This is a genomic window from Lysinibacillus sp. NPDC093688 (genome assembly GCF_050280145.1).
In the GTDB taxonomy this organism is placed as follows: Bacteria; Bacillota; Bacilli; order Bacillales_A; family Planococcaceae; genus Lysinibacillus; species Lysinibacillus xylanilyticus_B.
Genome location: NZ_JBNNUX010000024.1, coordinates 51,154 through 74,849, shown reverse-complemented (window position 1 = coordinate 74,849; position 23,696 = coordinate 51,154). Strand labels below are relative to the sequence as shown.

Here is a 23,696-nt window from a genome sequence, read left to right as displayed (position 1 = left end):
TTGATGTCCAAAATTTTGTTTCGTTCGCCAACTCAAGGTTAGCTACTAAAAACTTTATTGATTACGTTTTGCTTGTTCAGTTTTCAAGGTTCATTAATCTTTTTTAAAGTGTCACCTCTTGGCGACTCACTAATAATATCAAGAATCTAAAACTATGTCAACACTTTCTCAAAAAAAATCAAATAGTTTTTTAAAATCTATTATTCTTCTTCTACATTACTATGTTCAAAGGATTAGTTAGCCTTAAATTCGCATTCATCTCACCACCTATAGAGGTGGACTTCTGTAACCTGACGCTTCGCTTTCGCTACGAAAACACTTGTAACTGCCGTTTCACTTACGTTACATAAAACATTTGCTGAAAGAAGTTAAATATTTTTAAAGAGATCATTTTCTCTATTTGACTTGGTTTTTAAGAGATTCATTTTCTCGTACTTAGCTTTTTACATTAAACGATGAAGTCTTTGTTGATACATTGGTTTATCTCCTAAATAATTTATCAATTGAATTAAAATAAAAAAGGCGAACGCCAATGTTGATGGGTTGCCTTTCAACTATTATAAATTTGTTATTATACGTGAAATATAGAAGGTACGATTTTTATCTAAATCAAATATCTCCCCTGATTGGCTTAATTTAATAAGTGGTCGAGTTGGTGCAAATTTATTTACAAACATCACTTCGCCTTGTTCCAGATTAGATAGTTCAATGATTGTCCCTATAGGAAGGTCAGCAACAATATCTATCAGTGCACGAACTACTTTAATATCAAACTTCCCAAATTCAGATTCATGAATCATCTCTATAACTTTAAAAGAAGATTGCTTTGTTCTATACACTCGCTCACATGTCATTGCATGGAATACATCTGCAACAGCGATAATTTGAGCGAAAGTAGAGATATTAGCGATTTTTTCTCCTTTCGGATAGCCACTACCGTTTAAACGCTCATGGTGCTGGAAAATAGCCTCTTTAATTGTATCCTTTAAGATTGTTACATCTTTGACCATATTATAGCTATAAATCGGATGCTTATAAATTTCATTAAATTCTTGCTCTGTTAAGGTTGTTTTTTTATCGCGGATACGCGGATGAACTTTTGCCATTCCACAATCAGCTAATAATCCTCCAATTGCAACTTGAATCGTAATTCCTTTGTCGTAACCTAATTTTTGTGCAATCACCGAAGAAATCAACGCTGTTGCTACACAATGATGGTACAAATAGTCTTTTGGATTTGAATACTCATTTAGATCAAAAATTATTGAACGATCTTCTAATACCATTTCTAATAATGGCAAAATAATTTTGCGTGCTTTCGCAATATCTACCTTTGCACCAGCTTCCCAATTTTTAAATTCCTTTTTGAATTGTTCAACTGAATTGTCATAAATCTTTCTAAAAGTTGGAATAGGCTCTGTTGGAACAACTAAATCTGTTTCTTTTACTTCTGATTGAGCCTCTACACCTTCTTTGTAAACAGGGACTCTTGAAATATTAAAAGCAAAAAAAACTTGTAAATGCTCATGGGAAATAATCGTGTTTTTAAAAATTACTGGATATTGTGTATTAGCAAAAATATCTTCAGAAATTACTTTACCAACGCGTAACTCTGAAATTGGGACATGTATAGTTTCCACGCAATTAACTCCTCTTCACTATTTCACTTGGATAAATATAAGGATCAATTATGCCTCGGCATAATTGCGTCCGGAATCGGCTTTGTGCTTACACAAAGAACTCCTTACCGATTCTGTGACATCCGCCGGAGGCTTTGGGCCAACGTGATGTTGGTCACTCAGTCGTTGCCACAGGACGTGGCGTTCTTAGACTGAGTTCCTCTGTTCAGTGGGTGTTTGGACACCCACTGAAAGGAGTTAAACTTATTTTATCATGGAATTCAAAATAATTACTTATTTTTCATATTTTATGATAAAAAAACCGATGAACGGCAAACATTAGCTGTCGTCATCGGTCTTTTTATTATTCCTCTACTTGGTCATTTTCTTCGATTGACTCTTCTTCGATCGATTCTTCTTCTTTTTCAACCTTCGCTACAGTTGCAACAAGCTCTTCATCGCCTAAACGAATTAAACGAACTCCCTGTGTACTACGACCAATTAATGAAATATCATTCACATCCATACGGATTAGCATGCCGTTAATTGTGATCAGCATTAAATCTTCTGAACCATCAACCGTTTTTACAGCTACCATTGGACCGTTTTTATCAGTGATTTGAATTGTTTTTAATCCAACACCACCACGGCTCTGTAAACGATATTCCTCTTCTGACGTACGTTTACCGTAACCTTTTGCTGTAACAACTAAAATTTCCTGTCCTGGTTCAACGATTTCCATACCAACTACTTCGTCACCATCACGTAGCTTAATACCTCGTACACCACCTGCAGTACGACCCATTGAACGAATATCATCCTCTTGGAAACGTACAAGCATTCCATCACGAGTACCGATAATCACTTGTTTCTCGCCATCTGTTAAACGAACAGAAATGAGATCATCATCTTCTCGCAAACTTATAGCTATTAAGCCGTTTGTTCGGATATTAGCAAATTGAGATACTGGCGTACGCTTTGTAATACCTGTTTTAGTAGTGAAGATAAAGTATGCATCTTCTTCAAATGAAGCTACACGGATCATTGCTGTTACTTTTTCACCTTTTTCAATATTGAGTAAGTTAACAATCGGTAATCCTTTCGCTGTACGACCAAATTCCGGGATTTCATAACCTTTTGCTCTAAATACTTTCCCTTTTGAAGTGAAGAATAAAATTGTATCGTGTGTAGATGTATTCATAAGATGCTCTACAAAATCATCTTCATTTGTGCCCATCCCTTGTACACCACGACCACCACGTTTTTGACTGCGATATGTATTCGCAGCTAAACGTTTGATATAACCATTATGCGTTAAAGTTACGACTGAATTTTCGACTGGGATTAAATCCTCGTCCTCAATCATTTCTAAACCGCCAGATGTAATTTCAGTACGACGTGTATCATTAAAGCGTTCTTTTAGTTCTAATATTTCAGTACGAATAATATCAACAATTTTAGTCTCATCCGCTAAAATTGCTTTTAATTCAGCAATTAATATTTGAAGCTCTTGGTATTCTGCTTCAATTTTTTCACGCTCTAATCCACTTAAACGAACTAAACGCATATCTAAAATCGCTTGCGCTTGACGTTCAGATAAATTGAATCGCTCCATTAATTGAGGTTTCGCTTCATCCCCACTACGTGAACCACGAATAATAGCAATAATTTCATCGATATGATCAAGGGCAATACGTAAGCCCTCTAAAATATGTGCACGATCTTCCGCTTTCCTTAAGTCATATTCCGTACGACGACGAATAATAACCTTTTGATGCTCTAAATAATGATACAACATTTCTTTTAAGCCCATTACTTTAGGCTGACCATTTACTAATGACAGCATATTAATGCCGAAGCTCGATTGCATGGCTGTTTGTTTATATAAATTATTTAAAACTACATTGGCATTTGCATCTTTACGAATTTCAATGACTACTCGCATACCACGTCGGTCAGATTCATCACGTAGATTTGTAATACCGTCAATTTTTTTATCGCGTACAAGCTCTGCTATTTTTTCAATAAGCTTAGCTTTATTCACTTGGTATGGTAATTCATGAATAAGAATTGTTTCTCTACCATTTGATTTTTGTTCAATCTCTACCTTTGCGCGAATAATGATAGAGCCTCGACCTGATTCGTAAGCACGGCGAATACCGCTACGACCTAAAATTAATCCACCAGTTGGGAAATCAGGTCCTGGGATGATTTCCATCAATTCTTCCGTTGTGATGGCTGGATTTTCTGAAAGTGCTATCACTGCATCTATCGTTTCCCCAAGTTGATGTGGCGGAATATTTGTCGCCATACCAACCGCAATTCCTGCCGCTCCATTTACTAATAAGTTTGGATAGCGACTAGGAAGGACAACAGGCTCCTTTTCTGAACCATCATAGTTATCTGTATAGTCAATTGTGTCTTTATTGATATCACGAAGCATTTCCATTGCAATACGAGACATACGTGATTCTGTATAACGCATCGCTGCCGCTCCGTCGCCATCGACAGATCCAAAGTTACCATGACCATCTACTAGCATGTAACGATAGCTGAAATCTTGCGCCATACGTACCATTGCATCATAAATCGATGAGTCACCATGTGGGTGGTATTTACCCATTACGTCCCCAACAATACGTGCTGATTTTTTGTACGCTTTATCTGCTGTATTCCCTAGCTCTTGCATACCATATAAAATACGGCGATGTACAGGCTTTAACCCATCTCGTACGTCTGGTAATGCACGAGAAACGATTACACTCATCGCATAATCGAGGAAGGATGTTTCAATTTCTTTTGTTATATTAATTCCTTTAACACCGGAGCGTTCTTGTTCTGACAAAGTGTAGACCTCCTCTCGAGAAAAATTAAATATCTAAATTAGCGTATACTGCATTCTCTTCGATAAATTGACGACGTGGTTCAACTTCATCGCCCATTAAACGTTCAAATGCTTGGTTTGCTTTAATTGCATCATCTAATTCTACTTGTAACAATGTGCGGTGCTCAGGATCCATTGTAGTATCCCAAAGCTGCTCTGCATTCATTTCTCCAAGACCTTTGTATCGTTGTACATTTGGTTTTGGCATTTTCGGTAACCGTTCTAAAATTCCTTGAAGAGTAATATCATCATAGCAATACTCTACATGTTTACCTTGCTTAACTTGATAAAGAGGTGGCTGTGCAATATAAATATAACCTGCCTCTATGAGAGGTCGAAGGAAACGGAAGAAGAATGTTAAGAGTAATGTACGGATGTGCGCACCATCAACATCGGCATCTGTCATAATAACGATTTTATGATAACGAGCCTTTTCTAAAGTAAACTCTTCACCAATACCTGTGCCAAATGCTGTAATCATTGCACGAATTTCTGCATTCGATAAAATTTTATCTAAACGCGCTTTTTCAACGTTAAGGATTTTACCACGTAACGGTAAGATGGCTTGGAAGTGTCGGTCACGTCCAGATTTCGCAGATCCTCCGGCAGAGTCACCCTCAACGATATAAATTTCGCATTCAGATGGATTTGTTGATGAACAGTCAGCTAATTTACCTGGCAAACTCGATACTTCAAGTGCATTTTTACGACGTGTAAATTCACGTGCTTTTTTAGCGGCGACACGTGCACGAGCAGCCATTAAACCTTTTTCTATAACTTTACGAGCGACAGTTGGATTTTCTAACATAAATCGTTCAAAACCATCTGAGAACAAGGAGTTAGTAATTTGGCTAACTTCAGAGTTACCAAGCTTTGTTTTTGTTTGTCCTTCAAATTGTGGATCTGGATGCTTAACCGAAACAATAGCTGTTAACCCTTCTCGAACATCTTCACCAGTAAGATTTGCATCTGACTCTTTTAAAAGTCCATTTTTTCGTGCGTAATCATTAATAACACGTGTTAGAGCCGTTTTAAAACCAGACTCATGTGTACCGCCTTCATACGTATTAATGTTATTAGCAAATGAAAAAATATTAGAAGAGAATCCAGCGTTATATTGCATAGCAATTTCAACTGAAATACCATCCTTTTCTCCAAGAACATCTATCGGATCATGGATTGGCTCTTTAGATTGATTCAAATGCTCTACATAAGAACGAATACCACCTTCATAATGATACGTAGTAGAACGTTCTTCACCTTCGCGTTCATCAGCAATTGTAATCTTGATACCACGATTCAAATAAGCTAATTCACGAATACGATGTGCTAAAATGTCATATTCATAAACAGTCGTTTCTTTAAATATTTCAGGGTCTGCTTTAAAACGTGTAGTCGTTCCGTTACGATCTGAATCACCGATAATCATTAACTCTTGAATAGTCTTTCCACGTTCAAATTTAATTTCATGAATATGACCTTCACGATGAACTTGAACGATCGTCTCAATTGATAGAGCATTTACAACAGATGCCCCTACACCATGAAGACCACCTGAAACTTTGTATCCTCCACCGCCGAACTTACCTCCGGCATGGAGCACTGTCATAATAACTTCAACAGCAGGCTTACCCATTTTCTCTTGAATACTTACCGGAATACCACGACCATTGTCCTCTACACGAATCCAATTGTCTTGTTCTATCGTTACTTGTATATCTGTACAAAATCCTGCAAGTGCTTCATCAATACTATTATCAACAATTTCCCATACTAAATGGTGAAGCCCTTTAGAGCTTGTTGAACCAATATACATCCCTGGTCTTTTACGTACAGCTTCTAATCCTTCTAATACCTGTATCTGATCAGCTTCATAAGCTTGATTTTGTAAACCTTCGTTCTCTATAGCCACGGCTTTCATCTACTCCTTCATAACATCATTGTGTGTAAATGAATGAACAGTCAACCGAGCTGACTATTACCATTCTTTTGTAATCTAAAAAACTCCCCGGGCTAACTTTCTTCAATCGCTCCTTGTTTCACGTGAAACAGCTGTGCATGCTCCATCGTTTCATGATGAATTCCATCGACACTTGTAGTCGTAACAAAGGTTTGAACTTCACCTTGAATGGTATTTAATAAATGCGATTGACGATAATCATCGAGTTCCGACAATACATCATCTAAAAGTAGTATGGGTGTTTCATTTGTTTCTTGTTTAATTAACTCGATTTCAGCAAGTTTTAATGAAAGAGCGGTTGTACGTTGCTGTCCTTGTGAACCGTATGTCTGAACATCGTAGTCATTTACCAAAAACTGTAAATCATCTCGATGTGGACCAACTAGTGTTACACCTCGATCAAATTCACGGTCCTTAGCTTCTATTAGCTTTTTATGCAAAAAGCCTTCAATTTCACTGGAAGTATGTTCTTTTTCAATACCAGCTACTGTGCGGTATTTAATAGCTAACGTTTCTTTCCCTTGTGAAATACCTGCGTGAATTGGCTCTGCCCACTCCTGCAATAAATCCATGAATTGAAATCTTTTTCGAATAATTTGGGTAGCTGCGTGAATATATTGTTCATTATAAACTTCGTACATCACGTCATCTGGCGTTTTTTTACCTTGATTCATTTTTAAAAAATGGTTACGTTGCTTTAAAATTTTTTGAAAGGTTAATAAATCATGCAAATAAACAGGCGAAATTTGCCCAATCTCCATATCAATAAAACGTCGTCGTAATTGCGGACTCCCCTTTACGACGTTTAAATCTTCGGGTGCAAACATAACGACATTCATTTGGCCAATATAATGACTGAGGCGGCTTTGTTCTATATGATTTATCTTACCTTTTTTGCCTTTTTTCGTAATCGTAAGCTCAATCGGTAAAATACCATGCCTTTTTTGAACGGCCCCTTCTATTTTACCATAGTCTGAATCCCAACGTATTAATTCTTTATCGTTCGTCGTTCGATGGGATTTAGCCATCGCCAATACGTAAATAGATTCCATAACATTTGTTTTCCCTTGTGCATTTTCACCAATGAAAACATTAATTTTTGGAGAGAAGTTTAATGCTAAATCATCATAATTACGGTAATTTGTAAGTTTTAACTGCTCTATCTGCATAATCTACTGTCCAGTTGTGCCAACGATACGATATCGACCACATCCAGGAATATTTACAATGTCACCATCACGTAGTTTACGACCGCGGCGGTCATCTACTTCTCCATTTACATAAACCTCATTTTCATGTAAAAACCACTTCGCCATGCCACCAGAGCTAATAGCATCGGTCATTTTTAAAAGTTGCCCTAATGTGACAAATTCCACATCAATTTTAATGTCCTTCATAGTTGAGTTCCCCTCCAAATACAGAATGTCTATCTCTCTATCATACCTAAAATTCTGCCATAAGTAAAAAAAGATAGCCGCAGCTAGCGACTATCAGAACGTTTTTCAAAGCATTTAGAGCTTGAAATTATGGAGTTTATTCTCTCCAACAAAAACTGTTTGAATTTTAATAAGTTCGTACAGGTAAAATCAACTGTAAAATTGCATCATCATGAACAGAACGCAAAATAAACGGTCTCATTGCTCCTGTGAATTGAATGACTACTTCTTGACCATCTATTGCTTTTAATGCTTCCATCATGTACTTCGCACTGAAAGAAATTTTTAAGTTCTCCCCTTCTAATGATTCAACAGGAATTTCTTCTTGGACCTTACCGATTTCTGGAGAATTAGAAGAAACTTCAACAGATTGATTATCAAAAATCTCAAAACGTACAACATTATTACGGTCACCACGAGCAACAAGAGATGCACGATCAATTGCTTGTAATAACGCTTTACCGTTAATCGTTAGATTTGTTTGATATTCTTCTGGGATTAAACGTGTTGTATCTGGGTAGTTACCTTCCAGTAAACGAGAGAAGAATAATACTTCTCCAGTTTTAAATAACACTTGCTGGCTTGTAATAACGATTTGCACAAGATTTGTCGAATCTTCTAAAACCTTATTTAACTCATTTAAACTTTTACCAGGAATGACAACACTATGTTCAACCTCAGGTAAATTTTCCAGTTGAACTTTGCGTCTTGCCAAACGGTGGCTATCTGTTGCAACACAGATTAATGCTTCATTTTTTATCTGCCAGTTTACACCTGTCAACACCGGTCTACTTTCTGAAGTGGCAACAGCAAATACTGTTTCACGGATGATTGTCTTTAATAGGTCTGCAGGAATAGTAAATTTTTGATCCTCTGTTAATTCGGGTAATAAAGGATATTCAGCTGCATCTGAGCCAATTAAGTGGAATTCAGATTTACCTGAACGGATATGAGTCTGGAAACCAGTTGTTACTTGAATTTCAACCTCATTTGTTGGTAACTTACGTACAATTTCATTAAACATACGAGCTTGTACAACAATTGATCCTGTTTCTGTAATATGAATTATTTGTTGACCATCTTCTTCAACTGGAATAAATGTTTGTATAGTGATATCAGCGTCACTACCTGTTAAACGAATACCCTCAGATGTTACATCAATTTTAATCCCCGTTAAAATTGGAATAGTTGTTTTAGAACTTACGGCTTTCATGACATCATTTAAACCCTCTAATAAACGGTCACGTAAAATATCAAATTTCATTCGTTTTCCCTCACATATTTATATTATTTATTTATATAAAATAAAAAAGATATAGTAATAGGCCCTGTGGATTTGTGGATAAGTGTGTTTAAGTGAATAAAATCAGTCTATCCACATGTAGATAGACTGTGTATAAGTTTGTGTTTAAACGCATGGGTTGTCCACAGCATTATTTCCCTAGCATGCTTCGAATTTGTTTAATATCTTGCTGTAGCTGAACGTCATTTTTCAACAAAGAAGATATTTTTTCGTGAGCATGGATAACAGTAGTATGGTCGCGTCCACCAAATTCTTCGCCAATTTTCGGCAGCGAAAAATCTGTTAATTCGCGAGATAAAAACATCGCGACCTGACGTGGAAAGGCAATTAACTTTGTACGTTTTTTCGCGGAAAAATCCTCTAAACGAATGTTAAAGTGCTCTCCTACCGCATTTTGAATGTCTAGTATAGTGACAGTTCGTGGCTTCGAATTAGGAATAATATCCTTTAATGCTTCAGCAGCCAAAGTTGCATTAATATCCTTGTTAACAAGTGATGAATAGGCAACGACGCGAATAAGCGCACCTTCAAGCTCCCGAATATTGGAGTCAATCTGGTTCGCAATATAGAGCATGACTTCATTTGGCACTTCTAGACCATCAGCCTTTGCTTTTTTTCGAAGAATGGCGATACGAGTTTCCAAATCAGGAGGCGCAATATCTGTAATTAGTCCCCATTCGAATCGAGAACGTAAGCGATCTTCTAATGTCGGAATTTCCTTAGGAGGACGGTCACTGGAAATAACAATTTGTTTCGATTCTTCATGCAATGTATTAAAAGTGTGGAAAAATTCTTCCTGAGTTGATTCTTTTCCAGCTAGAAATTGAATATCATCAATTAGCAGTACATCTACATTGCGATATTTATTGCGGAAATCAAGTGCCTTATTATCTCGAATTGAGTTAATAAATTCATTTGTAAATTTTTCAGATGATAAATAAACTACCTTTGCATTCGGATTGTGTTCCAGTACATAATGACCAATCGCATGCATTAAGTGTGTTTTGCCAAGCCCTACTCCCCCATAGATAAAGAAAGGGTTATAAGCCTTCGCAGGTGCTTCTGCAACAGCTAACGAGGCAGCATGTGCAAAGCGGTTACCAGAGCCAATAACAAACGTATCAAAAGTATACTTCGGGTTTAACATACCTGGTGAAATATCATGGTGATCGTCATTTTTTGCTTGGATAATCGGCGCTGGTAAATCGAAATCGTCCGAATCCTGGTTTTTTTGAACAACAAACTTAATAAGCAAGTCTTCGCCTGTAAGCTCCGTTAATATACCTGTAATCAAATGAATATAATGATTTTCAAGCCAGTCTCGAGCAAACGAATTTGGCGCAGCAATTGTCACAGTAGAACCACTACCATTGTAGGAAAGTAGTTTAGTAGACTTTAGCCACGTTTCGAAGCTTGGTTTAGAAATTTTTTGTTCAACTTGAGCCAGGACATTATTCCATAGTTCTTCTAAATGTTCCAAGCTGCTAATCTCCTTTACAGTTCAATACAATTAAAAAAGCGCATTTATAGAAACGGTAAATACGTTCATTTTACAACTAGTCCACAAACTCACAAGTTGTGGATAAAAGTTAACCAAAGGCTGTGATAAAAATTATCCACAGCATATTAACAGTTGTGGATAAAATAATAAGTAATTTCAGTTTTCAACAAAGTGAAGCACAGATATCGTATCAGAAAAACAAAGCTATTTCAATAGTTTGTGTAACTTATCCACATACCTTTTATTTATGCACGTCCAAGTTGTCCACAAGGTCTGCTTATGTGAAAAAGGTGTAGATAAGTGTTGTGGATAAAAAATGATGCAAAAATTACTATACACAACTCTGTGTAAAAAAAACAAGTATTCTGTGGATAATTTATTTTATTCAGGAGAAGAGGATTGTAGGTAAAGATAGACATGGATTTGCTTAAATATATAAATTTATAAAAGTCATTGACAAAATAACTAGTTACTTTATATAATATTCAGGTCTGTATGTTGAAAAATTCAACTCATTCAGGAGGTGTCTATATAAATGAAACGTACTTACCAACCAAAGAAACGTAAGCACAGCAAAGTTCACGGTTTCCGCGCACGTATGAGCACGAAAAACGGTCGCAAAGTTCTTGCTGCTCGTCGTCGTAAAGGAAGAAAAGTATTATCAGCATAAAATAAGTCCACTGAGACACATCAGTGGTCTTTTTTTTCTTTATTTTTGGGAAACCTAGAAATGAGGATTAAAGGATAATTATCGAGTAGCAGGTGAAAGTAATGAAAAAACGCCAACGAGTGAAAAAAAACGATGATTTTCAAAAGGTGTTTAAGAAAGGTAAATCTTTCGCTAATCGTCAGTTTGTCGTATATTTTTTAGAAAAAGAGGGACAAACAGAATTTCGTGTAGGATTATCGGTTAGCAAAAAACTTGGGAATGCAGTAACACGCAACCAGATCAAGCGCTATATTCGACAAAGTATTCATGAAGTAAAAGATGAACTAAAGCAGAATATGGACTATGTTATTATCGCCAGACAACCGGCGGCCACTATGGATTTTTATGAAGTAAAACAAAGTTTGCAGCATGTACTACGAATCGCAAAAGTATTGAAGAAGACGTAATATGGATGGCAACCAAAGTGGTGAAATAGAAGCGTTTCTGCGCGAAAGTGAAGTCGCTGAAAATACGCATAGGGGTATTTTGAAGATAGGATTTCACTGCGATATGTGAATGATTAGTAACATTACTTAGCAAATATATGTACATTGTTAGAATATTTAGTAGAGTGAAACGTTATATGCATGATAAAATAACTGATAACTTTATTCAGTAGCAGGAAACTGTAAATGTATAAAGAAGAGAATGCATATAGTTTTAGAAAAAGTGAATAGTATTTGTAGGGGGAAAAAGGTTGAAGAAACAACTTTGGGTAATTTTGTCGCTAGTATCAGTAGTATTACTACTATCTGGTTGTACAGAGTTCAAAGAACCAATCTCCAAAGAAAGCACAGGCTTCTGGAATGAATTCATTGTTTGGCCTTTAGTGTCAGCGATTAAATACTTTGCTGATATGCTAGGTTCATATGCATGGGGGATTATTGTTGTAACGATTATTATTCGTTTAGCCGTTCTTCCACTGATGATTAAACAAACAAAGAGCTCTAAAAAAATGCAAGAAATTCAGCCGAAATTGAAGGAATTGCAAAAGAAGTATGCTTCTAAGGATGCACAGACACAGCAACAGTATCAAAAAGAGATGATGCAGCTTATGAGTGAGTCTGGTGTCAATCCACTTGCTGGATGTTTACCTGTACTCATTCAAATGCCAATTTTAATGGGTTTCTACCATGCGATTAGTCGTATGAATGCTACAGCTGCTTTCGATTTAGGGAATTTCTTTATTTTCCCGTTAGCAGATCCTGCACCGGCATTAGCAATTACTGCTGGTTTAATGCAATTTATCGTTTTACGTACGGGCCCAGCAATGGATAACCCTCAAATGAAAATAATGATGTACATTATGCCATTTATGATTATTGGTTTTGGTATGGCATTACCAGCAGCATTATCACTATACTGGGTAATCGGTAACATTATTTCGATTGCTCAAAACCTGTTTATTTATAAACCTTGGAAAAAAGATAAAACACAACCTGCTCAAAATGGAGGGGCTAAAAAGTGAAACAACTTACGCAAATAGGCGCAACAACACAAGAAGCGATCTCATTGGCGTTACAGAAACTTGGCAAAACCCGTGAACAAGTAGATGTTGAAGTTTTACAAGAAGGTAAAAAAGGATTTTTAGGTTTTGGGGCACGATCTGCAGAAGTTCGTGTAACAGTAAAGGAAGTACAGGTTCGACCAACGATTGAGGAAGAAAAAGCTGAACAGCGAAATACGACTCAATTTGTCGAACCAACAGTAATAGATGATGTTGAAACAATAAGTTCACAAGTTTCTGAACAACAAAGTGATATCGAAGCTGTTCAACAAGTCGTAGAGGAACAAAAAGAGGAAGAAGAAACCTCAGTAAACCCAATTGAAGAGGCAAAGACTTATTTAGTCAACATTGCTGAACAATTGGATATTCATGATCTTGAAATTGAAACGACACGTGAAGGGAAATATGTATTATTTCAACTGAAAAGCGAGAAAGCTGCACTGCTTATAGGGAAACGTGGTCAAACATTAAATTCCTTGCAGCAATTAACACACCTTGTGTTAAATAAAAGTGCCAAGCAGTTCTTAATGGTGAAATTAGACGTAGAAAACTATCGTGAGCGTCGTCAAGAAGCATTGGAGTTACTGGCAGATCGTATGGCGGATAAAGCACTTCGCTTAAATCAGCGTGTGACGTTTGAGCCAATGCAGTCGTACGAAAGAAAAGTTATTCATAATCAATTGGCAAATCGCTTTGATATTGAAACATACTCAGAAGGAACGGAGCCTAATCGTTATTTAGTCATTGAACCTGTAAAAAACAGCTAAGCTTCGTAAAAACATACAGACAAAGCTAAAGTCATTTTATCGTCATGATAAAATGACTTTTTATGTTGTTGAAAACAAGATGGTCAAGGGAATCTATGTGAATGTTGTGGTGCTTCAGGTGAAGGTGATTTCCGTTCCAGGCTACTCGCTTTCCTGTGGGCGAGCGTCGAGCCGCTTCCTCCGCTAAAGGAACGAAGGCTAAATGCGTCACGTCCTGTGACAATGCCTTCGTGACCAACATCATGTTGGCCTCAGGGTCTCGCCTGTCTCGCTTTCCCACGGGAGTCGAGTAGCCTTCCACTCCAATCAGCGATAGTATAAAACTTTTATAAGTTTTATACAAAAGTGAAGACGATATCTATTTACCATAATCGAAAAGAAAAGACTTATAACTGTGACACAATTGTACACCAGCTATTGCTGCCACTACGCTTTCGACAGATGAACATTGCTGAAGTTTTCATTGTATCGCTATAAATTTTGAGTGACATGCCAGGTTGATTGGAGTGGAGAATGAGCGACTCCTTGGGGATCAGCGATATAGAGGAACGAAGGCTAAAAGCATCACGTCCTGTGATAACGCCTTCGTGACCAACATCCTGTTGGCCCGAGACCCTGGAGCGAGCAACGCGAGTGAAGCGGCTCATCGGACGCCCCCAGGAAAGCGCTCAGTCGGAACGGAAATCAACCCCTCGTTTTGCCGAAGAGCATATTTTATTCATTGGCAAGATAGTTTTTTTATGATCTAGAATGAACGCTCTAGCATTTGCAACTTTTGTCGAAATGCGTGCTATAATGTTGAGCTTTCTGATTATCCACAATTGGAAATTATCCTTACTTTAGATTTTGCAGAAAATATGTTAGTCTAAGGTGTTAGTAAGTATTGGTCGGTTTTTATTTATCCACATGTGGATAACGTTGAGGAGGTCATTAAATGGAGTTCGATACAATTGCTGCGATATCCACACCTATGGGTGAAGGAGCTATTGCTATTGTTCGTTTAAGTGGGGACGAAGCAGTCGCAATTGCAGATAAAATATTCAGATCGCCTGGTGGAAAAAGTTTAACAACGAAGGCTTCACATACAATTCATTATGGACATTTGGTCGATCCAAAAACAAATGAGATTGTAGAGGAAGTAATGCTGTCATTAATGCACGGACCTAAAACATTCACTCGTGAGGATGTAATAGAAATTAACTGTCATGGTGGACTTGTTTCGGTGAACCGTGTATTAAAGCTAGTATTAACAAATGGCGCAAGACTCGCAGAGCCAGGTGAATTTACAAAACGTGCATTCTTAAATGGACGTATCGATTTATCACAAGCTGAAGCAGTCATGGATTTAATAAGAGCGAAAACAGATAGAGCGATGAATGTAGCATTAGGACAAATGGATGGCAAATTATCGCGTTTAATTGGTGACTTACGCCAAGCATTACTAGAGACATTAGCGCAAGTTGAGGTTAATATAGATTATCCGGAGTATGATGATGTAGAAGAGATGACAGTACCAATATTAGTAGAAAAATGTACATGGGTACGAAATGAAATAATAAAACTTTTGCAAACATCTTCTCAGGGGAAAATATTACGAGAGGGTCTATCAACTGTTATTTTAGGTCGCCCAAACGTTGGGAAATCTTCTCTTTTAAATAGTTTAGTACAGGAGAATAAGGCTATTGTGACAGATATAGCAGGGACAACTCGTGATATTATAGAAGAGTACGTGAATGTACGTGGTGTTCCGCTTCGTTTAGTCGATACAGCTGGTATTCGAGAGACAGAGGATATCGTTGAACGAATTGGTGTTGAACGTTCACGTGAGGCGTTGCGTGGCGCAGATTTAATTTTATTTGTTTTAAACTACGCAGAAGAATTGACCGCTGAGGATGAGCGTCTATTCGAAACCATTGAAGCGATGGATTACATCGTTATTGTTAATAAAACGGATCTACCGCAAAAAATTGATTTAGCACACGTCAAAGAGTTAGCAGGCAACCGTCGCGTTGTGACAACTTCTCTTTTACAAGAAGAGGGTATCGTAGAGCTAGAGGAAGCGATTGCCGCGTTATTCTTTGAAGGGCAAATTGAAGCGGGCGATTTAACATATGTTTCAAATGCAAGACATATTGCATTACTTCATCAAGCACAAGCAACTGTCGAGGATGCATTAGCTGCAGCACAAGCTGATGTACCTGTTGATATGGTGCAAATAGATGTAACAAGAACATGGGAATTACTTGGTGAAATTATAGGTGACACAGTACAGGAAAGCCTAATCAATCAGTTATTTTCACAGTTCTGCTTAGGAAAATAATTTTACTAAAGAAAGGAAGATACGAGCTATGCCAACAAAATATGAGGCAGGCACGTTTGATGTTATCGTAATTGGCGCAGGTCACGCAGGTTCTGAAGCTGCATACGCCGCAGCCAAAATGGGTGCTAACACACTGATGTTAACAATCAATTTAGATATGATTGCATTTATGCCATGCAATCCTTCCATTGGTGGTCCTGCCAAAGGAATCGTAGTACGAGAAATTGACGCATTAGGTGGCGTCATGGGGAAAGTTATTGATAAAACGCATATTCAAATGCGTATGTTAAATACAGGGAAAGGTCCTGCTGTGCGTGCATTACGTGCCCAAGCGGACAAAGTTTTATACCAACAAGAAATGAAACGCGTGTTGGAGGAAAATGAAAACTTAACAATGCACCAAGGAATGGTAGAAGAGCTAATTATCGAAGACGGGGAAGTAAAAGGTGTTATTACACAAATTGGTGCTATTTACCGAGCTAAAACTGTTGTTATCACAACAGGTACATTCCTTCGCGGTGAAATCATTATTGGAGACATTAAGTATTCAAGTGGTCCTAATAACCAACAACCGTCCATTCGCTTAGCTGATAACTTAAAAGAGATTGGCTTTGACCTCGTGCGTTTTAAAACAGGTACACCACCACGAGTGAATAGCCGTACAATTGATTATGATAAAACAGAGATTCAACCAGGGGATGATGTTCCACATGCATTCAGCTTTGAAACAACTGAATTCATCATGGATCAGATGCCTTGCTGGCTGACTTATACAAGTTTAGAAACTCATGAAATTATCGAGGCAAACCTACACCTTTCACCGATGTACTCAGGGATGATTAAAGGTACTGGTCCACGTTATTGCCCTTCTATTGAAGACAAAGTTGTGCGATTTAACGATAAACCGCGCCACCAAATTTTCTTAGAGCCAGAAGGTCGCAATACACGTGAAGTGTATGTACAAGGTTTATCAACTAGCTTACCAGAGCATGTGCAAACACGTTTACTAAAATCAATTCCAGGCTTAGAAAAAGCAGAAATGATGCGTGCAGGCTATGCTATTGAGTACGATGCAATCGTGCCAACACAATTATGGCCAACGTTAGAAACAAAACGTATTAAAGGCTTATATACTGCTGGTCAAATCAATGGAACATCAGGTTACGAGGAAGCAGCAGCCCAAGGCTTAATGGCAGGGATGAATGCTGCTGCTAATGTGCTTGGAAAAGAAGAATTAATTTTAGGTCGTTCAGATGCTTATATTGGCGTATTAATTGATGATCTAGTAACAAAGGGAACAAATGAACCGTATCGCTTACTAACATCTCGCGCAGAGTATCGTTTACTACTTCGTCATGATAACGCTGATTTACGTTTGGTAGAGCTAGGTTATAATATGGGAATGATTACTGAGGAAAGATATGCAATATTCAATGAGAAAAAAGAGCTGATTGAAAACGAAATTGCACGTCTTCGCGCAGTTATTATTAAACCAAATGAAGCAACACAAGCTGTTATCCGCTCTGTAGGTGGCAGTGAGCTAAAAGATGGTATTCGTGGAGCGGATTTATTAAAACGTACAGAAATGCATTATGGTTTAATTTCTTCATTAATTCCAGCAGACATAGAGTTTTCGGATGAAGAGAAGGAACAAATTGAAATTCAACTTAAATATGAAGGCTATATTGAAAAAGCATTGCAACAAGTTGAAAAGCTTCATAAAATGGAGAATAAAAAAATCCCTGAAAATATTGATTATGATGCTATTTCAGGTCTAGCAACAGAAGCTAGACAAAAATTAAAACAAGTTATACCACTTTCCATTGCCCAAGCATCGCGAATCTCTGGTGTAAACCCAGCAGATATTTCAATATTGCTTGTTTATATTGAGCAAGGTAGAATCGCACGCGTCAGCGCGAATAATTAAGAACAGTAAAGTGAATATGAGGCGGGCATACCTTTGTGCCCGCTTCCTATTTTTAACTTCTTTCAGCATTCATCTCCCATCTCCATAGGTGGTGAGATGAATACGGTTTCAAGTCACTTTTCAGTGGGTGTCCAAACATCCGCTGAAATAGAGGAACTCAGTCTAAGGACGCCACGTCCTGTGGCAACGACTGAGTGACCAACATCATGTTGCTGCCGCTACGTTGCACTACGCTTTCGCACAGAAAACATTTGTTGGCCCAAAGCCTCCGGCGGATGTCACAGAATCGGATAGGAGTTCGCATAGGATGTTAGCCTAAAATCATCGCATCCATGCGATAACGGCTAACTGACCTGCGTCATGCAGACCTAAGCGCAAAGCCGATTCAAGACGCAATTATGCCGAGGCATAATTGATGGTTATGCTATTTTTATATAGTTGATTTGGGAATGTGAACGATTATATGCTTACAAATCAATAATAGAGATAGTAAGGCCATTTAGAAAAAGGAGACTTTACATGAACGAACAACAATTTATCGAGGCTTTAAAGAAAAAGGGCATCGAACTTTCTGAAAAGCAGATTGCTCAATTCAAAAAATACTTTGAGTTACTTGTTGAGTGGAATGAAAAGATGAACTTAACAGCTATTACCGATTTAGAAGGTGTTTATTTAAAACACTTTTATGATTCAATTAGTGCCTCTTTCTATTTTGATTTTTCAAAAGTAACAACAGTTTGTGATGTTGGAGCAGGTGCTGGTTTCCCAAGTATTCCAATTAAAATCTGTTTCCCACATTTACGTGTAACAATTGTCGATTCATTAAATAAAAGAATTACATTTTTAAATCATTTAAGTGATGAGTTACAATTAGAGAATATGAATTTTGTACATGCACGTGCAGAGGAATTTGCTCAAAATGCGAAATATCGTGAACAGTTTGATGTTGTAACAGCTCGTGCAGTAGCCCGCTTATCGGTCTTATCAGAGTTATGTGTACCACTAGCAAAACAAGGTGGCTATTTTGTTGCTTTAAAAGCAGCAGCTGGTGCGGAGGAATTAAAAGATGCCAAAAAAGCATTGACTACATTAGGAGTCGCGCTAAAAGAAGAGTTTTCTTTCCAGCTACCTGTTGAAGAAAGTGACCGCATGTTATATATCTTTGATAAAATAAAAGGAACACCAAAAAAATATCCGCGTAAACCAGGTGTACCAAATAAATCACCGATTCAATAATTAGTGTTTCATGTGGAACTTCTCAAAGTAGAAAATATTTTTTCTATTTTGAGCATACATACTAGTTATGGATGGTTCACGCAAATGACATCTACGAACTATATACATTTTAAGAAATATAATAAATAATAATAGAATAAAACAGAGCAAGATAGTTACTTAAAGGTGGTGCCACTTGGATGAAAAGTCCTTTTTCACGTTTTTTTGGAGGCGGAAATAAAACTGAGCCTATTGTGGAAAATGAAGTAGAACAAGCAGAGACGGTTCATGTAGCGGAAGAGGTTATAAAGCTGCCGATTGATCAAATTGTGCCTAACCGTTTTCAGCCACGTACTATTTTTGATGATGAAAAAATTGAAGAATTATCAAGAACCATTCATACGCATGGTGTAATTCAGCCAATTGTTGTACGTAGAACAGCAGAAAACCAATACGAAATTATTGCTGGTGAGCGTCGTTATCGAGCAATGAAAAAGCTACAATGGACAGAAGTTCCGGCAATTATAAGAAATTTAACTGATAAGGAAACAGCCTCTATCGCGTTAATTGAGAACCTACAGCGTGAGGAGTTAACAGCAATTGAAGAAGCTGTTGCCTATCAAAAATTATTGGAGCTTCATGAGCTGACACAAGAAGCTCTAGCCCAACGACTTGGAAAAGGACAATCCACGGTAGCCAATAAATTGCGTTTATTAAAGCTTCCTGAAGAAGTGCGGCAAGCTATTTTGAAACGTGAAATCTCTGAACGACATGCACGAGCATTAATTGCAATTAAAGATCAGCCGCTACAGCTAAAGGTTTTACAACAAACGATTGAAAATGATTGGAATGTTCGTCAGTTAGAAGAGCAAATTTATTCTTTATTGCATCCAGAGTTGGAAGTACAAGAAGAAGCAGAACCGAAGAAAGTAAAGCCGAAGCGTAAAGCCATTAGTAAAGACGTACGTATTGCTTTAAACACGATTAAACAATCGTTATCAATGGTAACAAAGAGCGGTATTACAGTTAAGACTGAAGAAGAAGATACAGAGGAATATTATCAAATTACGGTGAAAATACCTAAAAAGAAAAAGTCTTAGGTCGTGATTGAAGTTTTATTAGAAAAATAAAGAATTAACTTTTGTGACATCATCAAAATTGAGGATGTCATCTTTATAACGTATACCATGTATATAAGTTGATGAAAAGTCGCTTTTATATCTCTGTACGGAGGAGACATCTTAGTAATATTTCTGAGATGTCTCCTTTTTTGCATATATTCTTAATATTTTATACAACTCTTTTCTGTTTTTTTGATAGAATGAAAGTAAGATAGAGGTATTTAACTTCTTTCAGCAGAAGTCTCTCACCTCTATAAGTGGTAAGTTGAATGCGGGTTTAAGTTACTTTTCAGCGGGTGCCCAAACATCCGCTGAAAGAAGTTAAAGCCTCCGGCGGATGTCACGGATTCGGAAAGGAGTGCTTTGTGCAAGCACAAAGCCGAATCCGGACACAATTATGCCGAGGCATAATTGATCAGTGATTTTACAAATGATTTGTCAAAGTGAACTTTGATAGATGAAAGCAGGTGCTTTTAAATGGGTAGAATTATAGCAATCGCCAATCAAAAGGGTGGCGTAGGAAAAACAACGACATCGGTCAATTTGAGCGCTTGTCTAGCATATTTAGGAAAGAAAGTGCTCTTAATCGATACTGATCCACAAGGAAATACAACAAGTGGACTTGGTATTAATAAGGGAGAACTTCACGGCTGTATTTATGATGTGTTAATTGATGATGAAAAAGTTGAAAACGTCATTCAACAAACAAATGTTGAAAACTTAGCAATCATTCCAGCAACCATTTCATTAGCAGGTGCAGAAATTGAATTGGTTTCGACCATTTCCAGGGAAGTACGTTTAAAGCATGCACTTCAAGATGTAAAAGAAGACTATGATTATATTATTATTGATTGTCCGCCTTCGTTAGGGCTACTAACAATTAATGCTTTAACGGCTTCGGATGCACTCATTATTCCTGTACAATGCGAATATTACGCATTAGAGGGATTAAGCCAGTTATTATCAACTGTCCGTTTAGTGCAAAAACATTTAAATCAGCAATTATACATTGACGGTGTATTATTGACGATGCTTGATGCACGAACAAACCTTGGCTTACAGGTTATTGATGAAGTGAAAAAATATTTCCAAGAAAAAGTATACAAAACAATTATTCCTCGTAATGTGCGATTAAGTGAGGCTCCAAGTCATGGGCAGCCAATTATCACTTATGACGCAAAATCAAGAGGTGCAGAAGTGTATTTAGAGATGGCGAGGGAAGTGATTAAAAATGGCTAAAGGTTTAGGAAGGGGCATAAGTGCATTATTTCCTGGGGAGTCTTTAGAACAAAGTGGGCAAGTGGAAGAAATACAATTAGAACTTATCGTCGCAAACCCATTTCAGCCTCGTAAAATTTTCGATGAAGAAACTTTACAAGAATTAGCTGACTCTATACAGGAACATGGTATTTTACAGCCTATTGCCGTACGTAAAAAGGGACGTAAATATGAAATCGTAGCTGGGGAACGCCGTTATAGAGCAACTCAATTAGCAGGGTTAGATGTTATTCCAGCTATTATAAAAGAGCTATCAGATACGCAAATGATGGAACTAGCTATTTTAGAAAATCTACAGCGTGAAGATCTAACAGTTATTGAAGAGGCTGAGGCATACCAAAGCTTAATGGAAAACTTACATTTAACACAAGAGGAGCTATCCAAACGCTTAGGGAAGAGTAGGCCGCATATTGCCAATCACGTTCGTTTACTTGCATTACCAGATGATGTTCGTGAGTTTATGAACGATGGAACATTATCGATGGGACAAGGGCGAGCGTTACTTGGATTAAAGAATAAAAGACAAATATCAGAAGTGGCAAATAAGGTCATTAAACAAGGTTTAAATGTGCGGCAAGTTGAAATGTTAGTACACAACTTAAATGAAGAAGTTTCACGTGAAACAACTCAACCAAAGAAAAAGGATATATTTGTTGCAGCTAAAGAATCGCAGTTACGTGATTATTTTGGAACAAATGTACAAATTAGAAAAGCTAATAATAAAGGGAAAATTGAAATTGAATTTTACTCCGAAGATGATTTAGAACGCATTTTAGAAATACTAAATTTACAAGAAGAGTAAAAGAAAGATCGATAACGTAATCAGAGCGCCGAACTACAAGGCGCTCTCTATTTTTCTAGAGAGAAGGAAGGTAGGGACGTGGTATTACTAGGGGCATTAATTAACGCTCTGCTGATTATGGCAGGTGCATTAGTAGGACGCATTTTTAAAAATATACCTGAATCGATGAAGACTACTGTATTATCAATTATCGGTTTAGCAGTTGCACTTTTAGGAATTAAAATGGGCTTTGAAAGTGATAATTTTATTATTTTAATGATAAGTTTAGTGGTCGGTACAGTAATTGGTGAGTGGTTAGATTTAGACAAGCAAATGAATAGACTTGGACAATGGGTAGAATCTTTATTCAGTAAAAATCGTACTGATAACAATCAAATTAGCATAGCAGAAGGTTTTGTGACGGCTTCTCTAATATTTGTAGTTGGCTCTATGGGCGTCATTGGTGCACTCGATAGCGGTTTGCGTAATGATCATAATGTACTGATTACGAAAGGATTAATCGATGGATTTATATCGATCATTTTAACATCTACATTAGGTATTGGCGTGCTATTATCTGCATTACCTGTATTCGTCTATCAAGGATTAATTGCACTTTTTGCAGGTGTTATTAGCTCTTTTATACCAGAGACTGCACTACAAATGTTTATTCATGAAATGACTGCTGTAGGCGGTGTTATGATTTTTGCCATTGGTTTAAATATAGCAGGCTTAACTAAGATCAAGGCTGCTAACTTGTTGCCAGGTATCATTGTTGTCGGTATTGTGGTTGCTATCTTCTATATGTTTCAGTGAGTAACGATGTGCAGCGAGCAATAGAGCTCTTGAAAGTTTTTCTGCCATTGCATAGGAAATATGAAGTCTTGTATTTTGTAAAACAAGCATTTCCATAAAGCCTCCAACATTGACGATCCCCTTAATGGAAATGTCACCGATTGGAGGTAATTGTTTTTTTACAGCTTTTCCTGGAAAAATAGGTCCATTCTGTACAGAAATATGTCCAACATTTTGTTCACTTCCAAGACATGCATCAATCGCAATAATGAAAGGTTTTGTAGTATGATTGTGTAGCTGTTGCATAGTAGTGTCTAAATTAAGAGCATGCAAAGGATTGTCTAAAGAGCCTACAATTTCATATGGAAAACTAACAGACTTTTTTAGGAAACTACCTGTTAATGGCCCGAGTGTATCACCTGTGCAACGGTCACTTCCAATACAACAGAAAATAAGGCGTTCATGATGAAAGGGTATATGTTCTAAAAATAATGTACTTAATTGCCAAACGATATTTTTACTTTCATGATGAAGAGAATAAGGGAGTAACAATTTTGGTATAGTATTCATAAA

General features: G+C 37.2%; 20 protein-coding genes. 12 read left to right on the top strand and 8 right to left on the bottom strand.

Annotated features, from left to right (window positions below):
* Window positions 1–557 precede the first annotated feature (557 nt).
* The gene (locus tag ACQKN2_RS17670; protein ID WP_427416101.1) at window positions 558–1,640 is read right to left on the bottom strand and encodes an HD-GYP domain-containing protein; all 1,083 of its coding nucleotides are present in this window, start codon (window positions 1,638–1,640) and stop codon (window positions 558–560) included.
* A gap of 134 nt (window positions 1,641–1,774) precedes the next feature.
* Here ACQKN2_RS17670 and ACQKN2_RS17665 point away from each other — a divergent pair, with 134 nt between their 5' ends.
* The gene (locus ACQKN2_RS17665) at window positions 1,775–1,909 is read left to right on the top strand and encodes a hypothetical protein (protein ID WP_427416100.1); all 135 of its coding nucleotides are present in this window, start codon (window positions 1,775–1,777) and stop codon (window positions 1,907–1,909) included.
* Between the two features lie 74 nt (window positions 1,910–1,983).
* On the opposite strand, the gene gyrA is transcribed toward ACQKN2_RS17665, so the two are convergent.
* The 6 genes from gyrA to dnaA all read right to left on the bottom strand — a co-directional run bounded on the left by gyrA (window position 1,984) and on the right by dnaA (window position 10,682).
* A complete protein-coding gene (gene gyrA, locus ACQKN2_RS17660; RefSeq protein ID WP_427416099.1) occupies window positions 1,984–4,464 on the bottom strand; it encodes a DNA gyrase subunit A in 2,481 nt (826 codons plus the stop codon).
* Between the two features lie 25 nt (window positions 4,465–4,489).
* Window positions 4,490–6,424, bottom strand: a complete 1,935-nt coding sequence (gene gyrB, locus ACQKN2_RS17655) for a DNA topoisomerase (ATP-hydrolyzing) subunit B (protein WP_427416098.1) — start codon at window positions 6,422–6,424, stop codon at window positions 4,490–4,492.
* A 92-nt stretch (window positions 6,425–6,516) separates the two neighbouring features.
* On the bottom strand, window positions 6,517–7,632 hold the full coding sequence (gene recF / locus ACQKN2_RS17650; protein ID WP_427416097.1) for a DNA replication/repair protein RecF: 1,116 nt from the start codon (window positions 7,630–7,632) through the stop codon (window positions 6,517–6,519).
* A gap of 3 nt (window positions 7,633–7,635) precedes the next feature.
* Entirely contained in the window at window positions 7,636–7,860 is a 225-nt protein-coding gene (gene yaaA / locus ACQKN2_RS17645; RefSeq protein WP_323648363.1) for a S4 domain-containing protein YaaA, read from the bottom strand.
* 166 nt (window positions 7,861–8,026) lie between these two features.
* On the bottom strand, window positions 8,027–9,163 hold the full coding sequence (dnaN, locus tag ACQKN2_RS17640; protein WP_427416096.1) for a DNA polymerase III subunit beta: 1,137 nt from the start codon (window positions 9,161–9,163) through the stop codon (window positions 8,027–8,029).
* Between the two features lie 169 nt (window positions 9,164–9,332).
* The gene (gene dnaA / locus ACQKN2_RS17635; protein WP_323654842.1) at window positions 9,333–10,682 is read right to left on the bottom strand and encodes a chromosomal replication initiator protein DnaA; all 1,350 of its coding nucleotides are present in this window, start codon (window positions 10,680–10,682) and stop codon (window positions 9,333–9,335) included.
* A 556-nt stretch (window positions 10,683–11,238) separates the two neighbouring features.
* On the opposite strand from dnaA, the gene rpmH reads away from it, so the two are divergent.
* The 11 genes from rpmH (at window position 11,239) to ACQKN2_RS17580 (ending at window position 23,144) form a co-directional block, all read left to right on the top strand.
* Complete coding sequence (gene rpmH, locus ACQKN2_RS17630; RefSeq protein ID WP_004233310.1) at window positions 11,239–11,373, top strand: 50S ribosomal protein L34; 135 nt, start codon at window positions 11,239–11,241, stop codon at window positions 11,371–11,373.
* A gap of 101 nt (window positions 11,374–11,474) precedes the next feature.
* Window positions 11,475–11,819: a ribonuclease P protein component gene (gene rnpA / locus ACQKN2_RS17625; RefSeq protein WP_323648390.1), complete on the top strand. Its 345-nt coding sequence runs from the start codon at window positions 11,475–11,477 to the stop codon at window positions 11,817–11,819.
* Between the two features lie 290 nt (window positions 11,820–12,109).
* A complete protein-coding gene (gene yidC / locus ACQKN2_RS17620; RefSeq protein ID WP_427416095.1) occupies window positions 12,110–12,880 on the top strand; it encodes a membrane protein insertase YidC in 771 nt (256 codons plus the stop codon).
* Complete coding sequence (gene jag / locus ACQKN2_RS17615) at window positions 12,877–13,686, top strand: RNA-binding cell elongation regulator Jag/EloR (protein WP_427416094.1); 810 nt, start codon at window positions 12,877–12,879, stop codon at window positions 13,684–13,686. The genes yidC and jag overlap by 4 nt, the downstream gene beginning before the upstream one ends.
* A 934-nt stretch (window positions 13,687–14,620) precedes the next feature.
* The gene (mnmE, locus tag ACQKN2_RS17610) at window positions 14,621–16,006 is read left to right on the top strand and encodes a tRNA uridine-5-carboxymethylaminomethyl(34) synthesis GTPase MnmE (protein WP_427416093.1); all 1,386 of its coding nucleotides are present in this window, start codon (window positions 14,621–14,623) and stop codon (window positions 16,004–16,006) included.
* A 28-nt stretch (window positions 16,007–16,034) separates the two neighbouring features.
* Complete coding sequence (mnmG, locus tag ACQKN2_RS17605; RefSeq protein ID WP_427416092.1) at window positions 16,035–17,933, top strand: tRNA uridine-5-carboxymethylaminomethyl(34) synthesis enzyme MnmG; 1,899 nt, start codon at window positions 16,035–16,037, stop codon at window positions 17,931–17,933.
* A gap of 519 nt (window positions 17,934–18,452) precedes the next feature.
* On the top strand, window positions 18,453–19,169 hold the full coding sequence (gene rsmG, locus ACQKN2_RS17600; protein WP_427416091.1) for a 16S rRNA (guanine(527)-N(7))-methyltransferase RsmG: 717 nt from the start codon (window positions 18,453–18,455) through the stop codon (window positions 19,167–19,169).
* A 179-nt stretch (window positions 19,170–19,348) separates the two neighbouring features.
* Window positions 19,349–20,248, top strand: a complete 900-nt coding sequence (noc, locus tag ACQKN2_RS17595) for a nucleoid occlusion protein (protein ID WP_427416090.1) — start codon at window positions 19,349–19,351, stop codon at window positions 20,246–20,248.
* Window positions 20,249–20,746: 498 nt separating this feature from the next.
* Window positions 20,747–21,508 (top strand): ParA family protein, encoded by a 762-nt coding sequence (locus tag ACQKN2_RS17590; protein ID WP_427416089.1) that lies wholly within the window; start codon window positions 20,747–20,749, stop codon window positions 21,506–21,508.
* On the top strand, window positions 21,501–22,349 hold the full coding sequence (locus ACQKN2_RS17585) for a ParB/RepB/Spo0J family partition protein (RefSeq protein ID WP_323648403.1): 849 nt from the start codon (window positions 21,501–21,503) through the stop codon (window positions 22,347–22,349). Before ACQKN2_RS17590 ends, ACQKN2_RS17585 begins: the two co-directional genes overlap by 8 nt.
* Window positions 22,350–22,427: 78 nt before the next feature.
* Window positions 22,428–23,144, top strand: a complete 717-nt coding sequence (locus tag ACQKN2_RS17580) for a DUF554 domain-containing protein (RefSeq protein ID WP_427416088.1) — start codon at window positions 22,428–22,430, stop codon at window positions 23,142–23,144.
* Here ACQKN2_RS17580 and yyaC read toward each other — a convergent pair.
* Complete coding sequence (gene yyaC, locus ACQKN2_RS17575) at window positions 23,061–23,693, bottom strand: spore protease YyaC (RefSeq protein ID WP_427416087.1); 633 nt, start codon at window positions 23,691–23,693, stop codon at window positions 23,061–23,063. The genes ACQKN2_RS17580 and yyaC overlap by 84 nt on opposite strands.
* Between the last annotated feature and the right edge of the window lie 3 nt (window positions 23,694–23,696).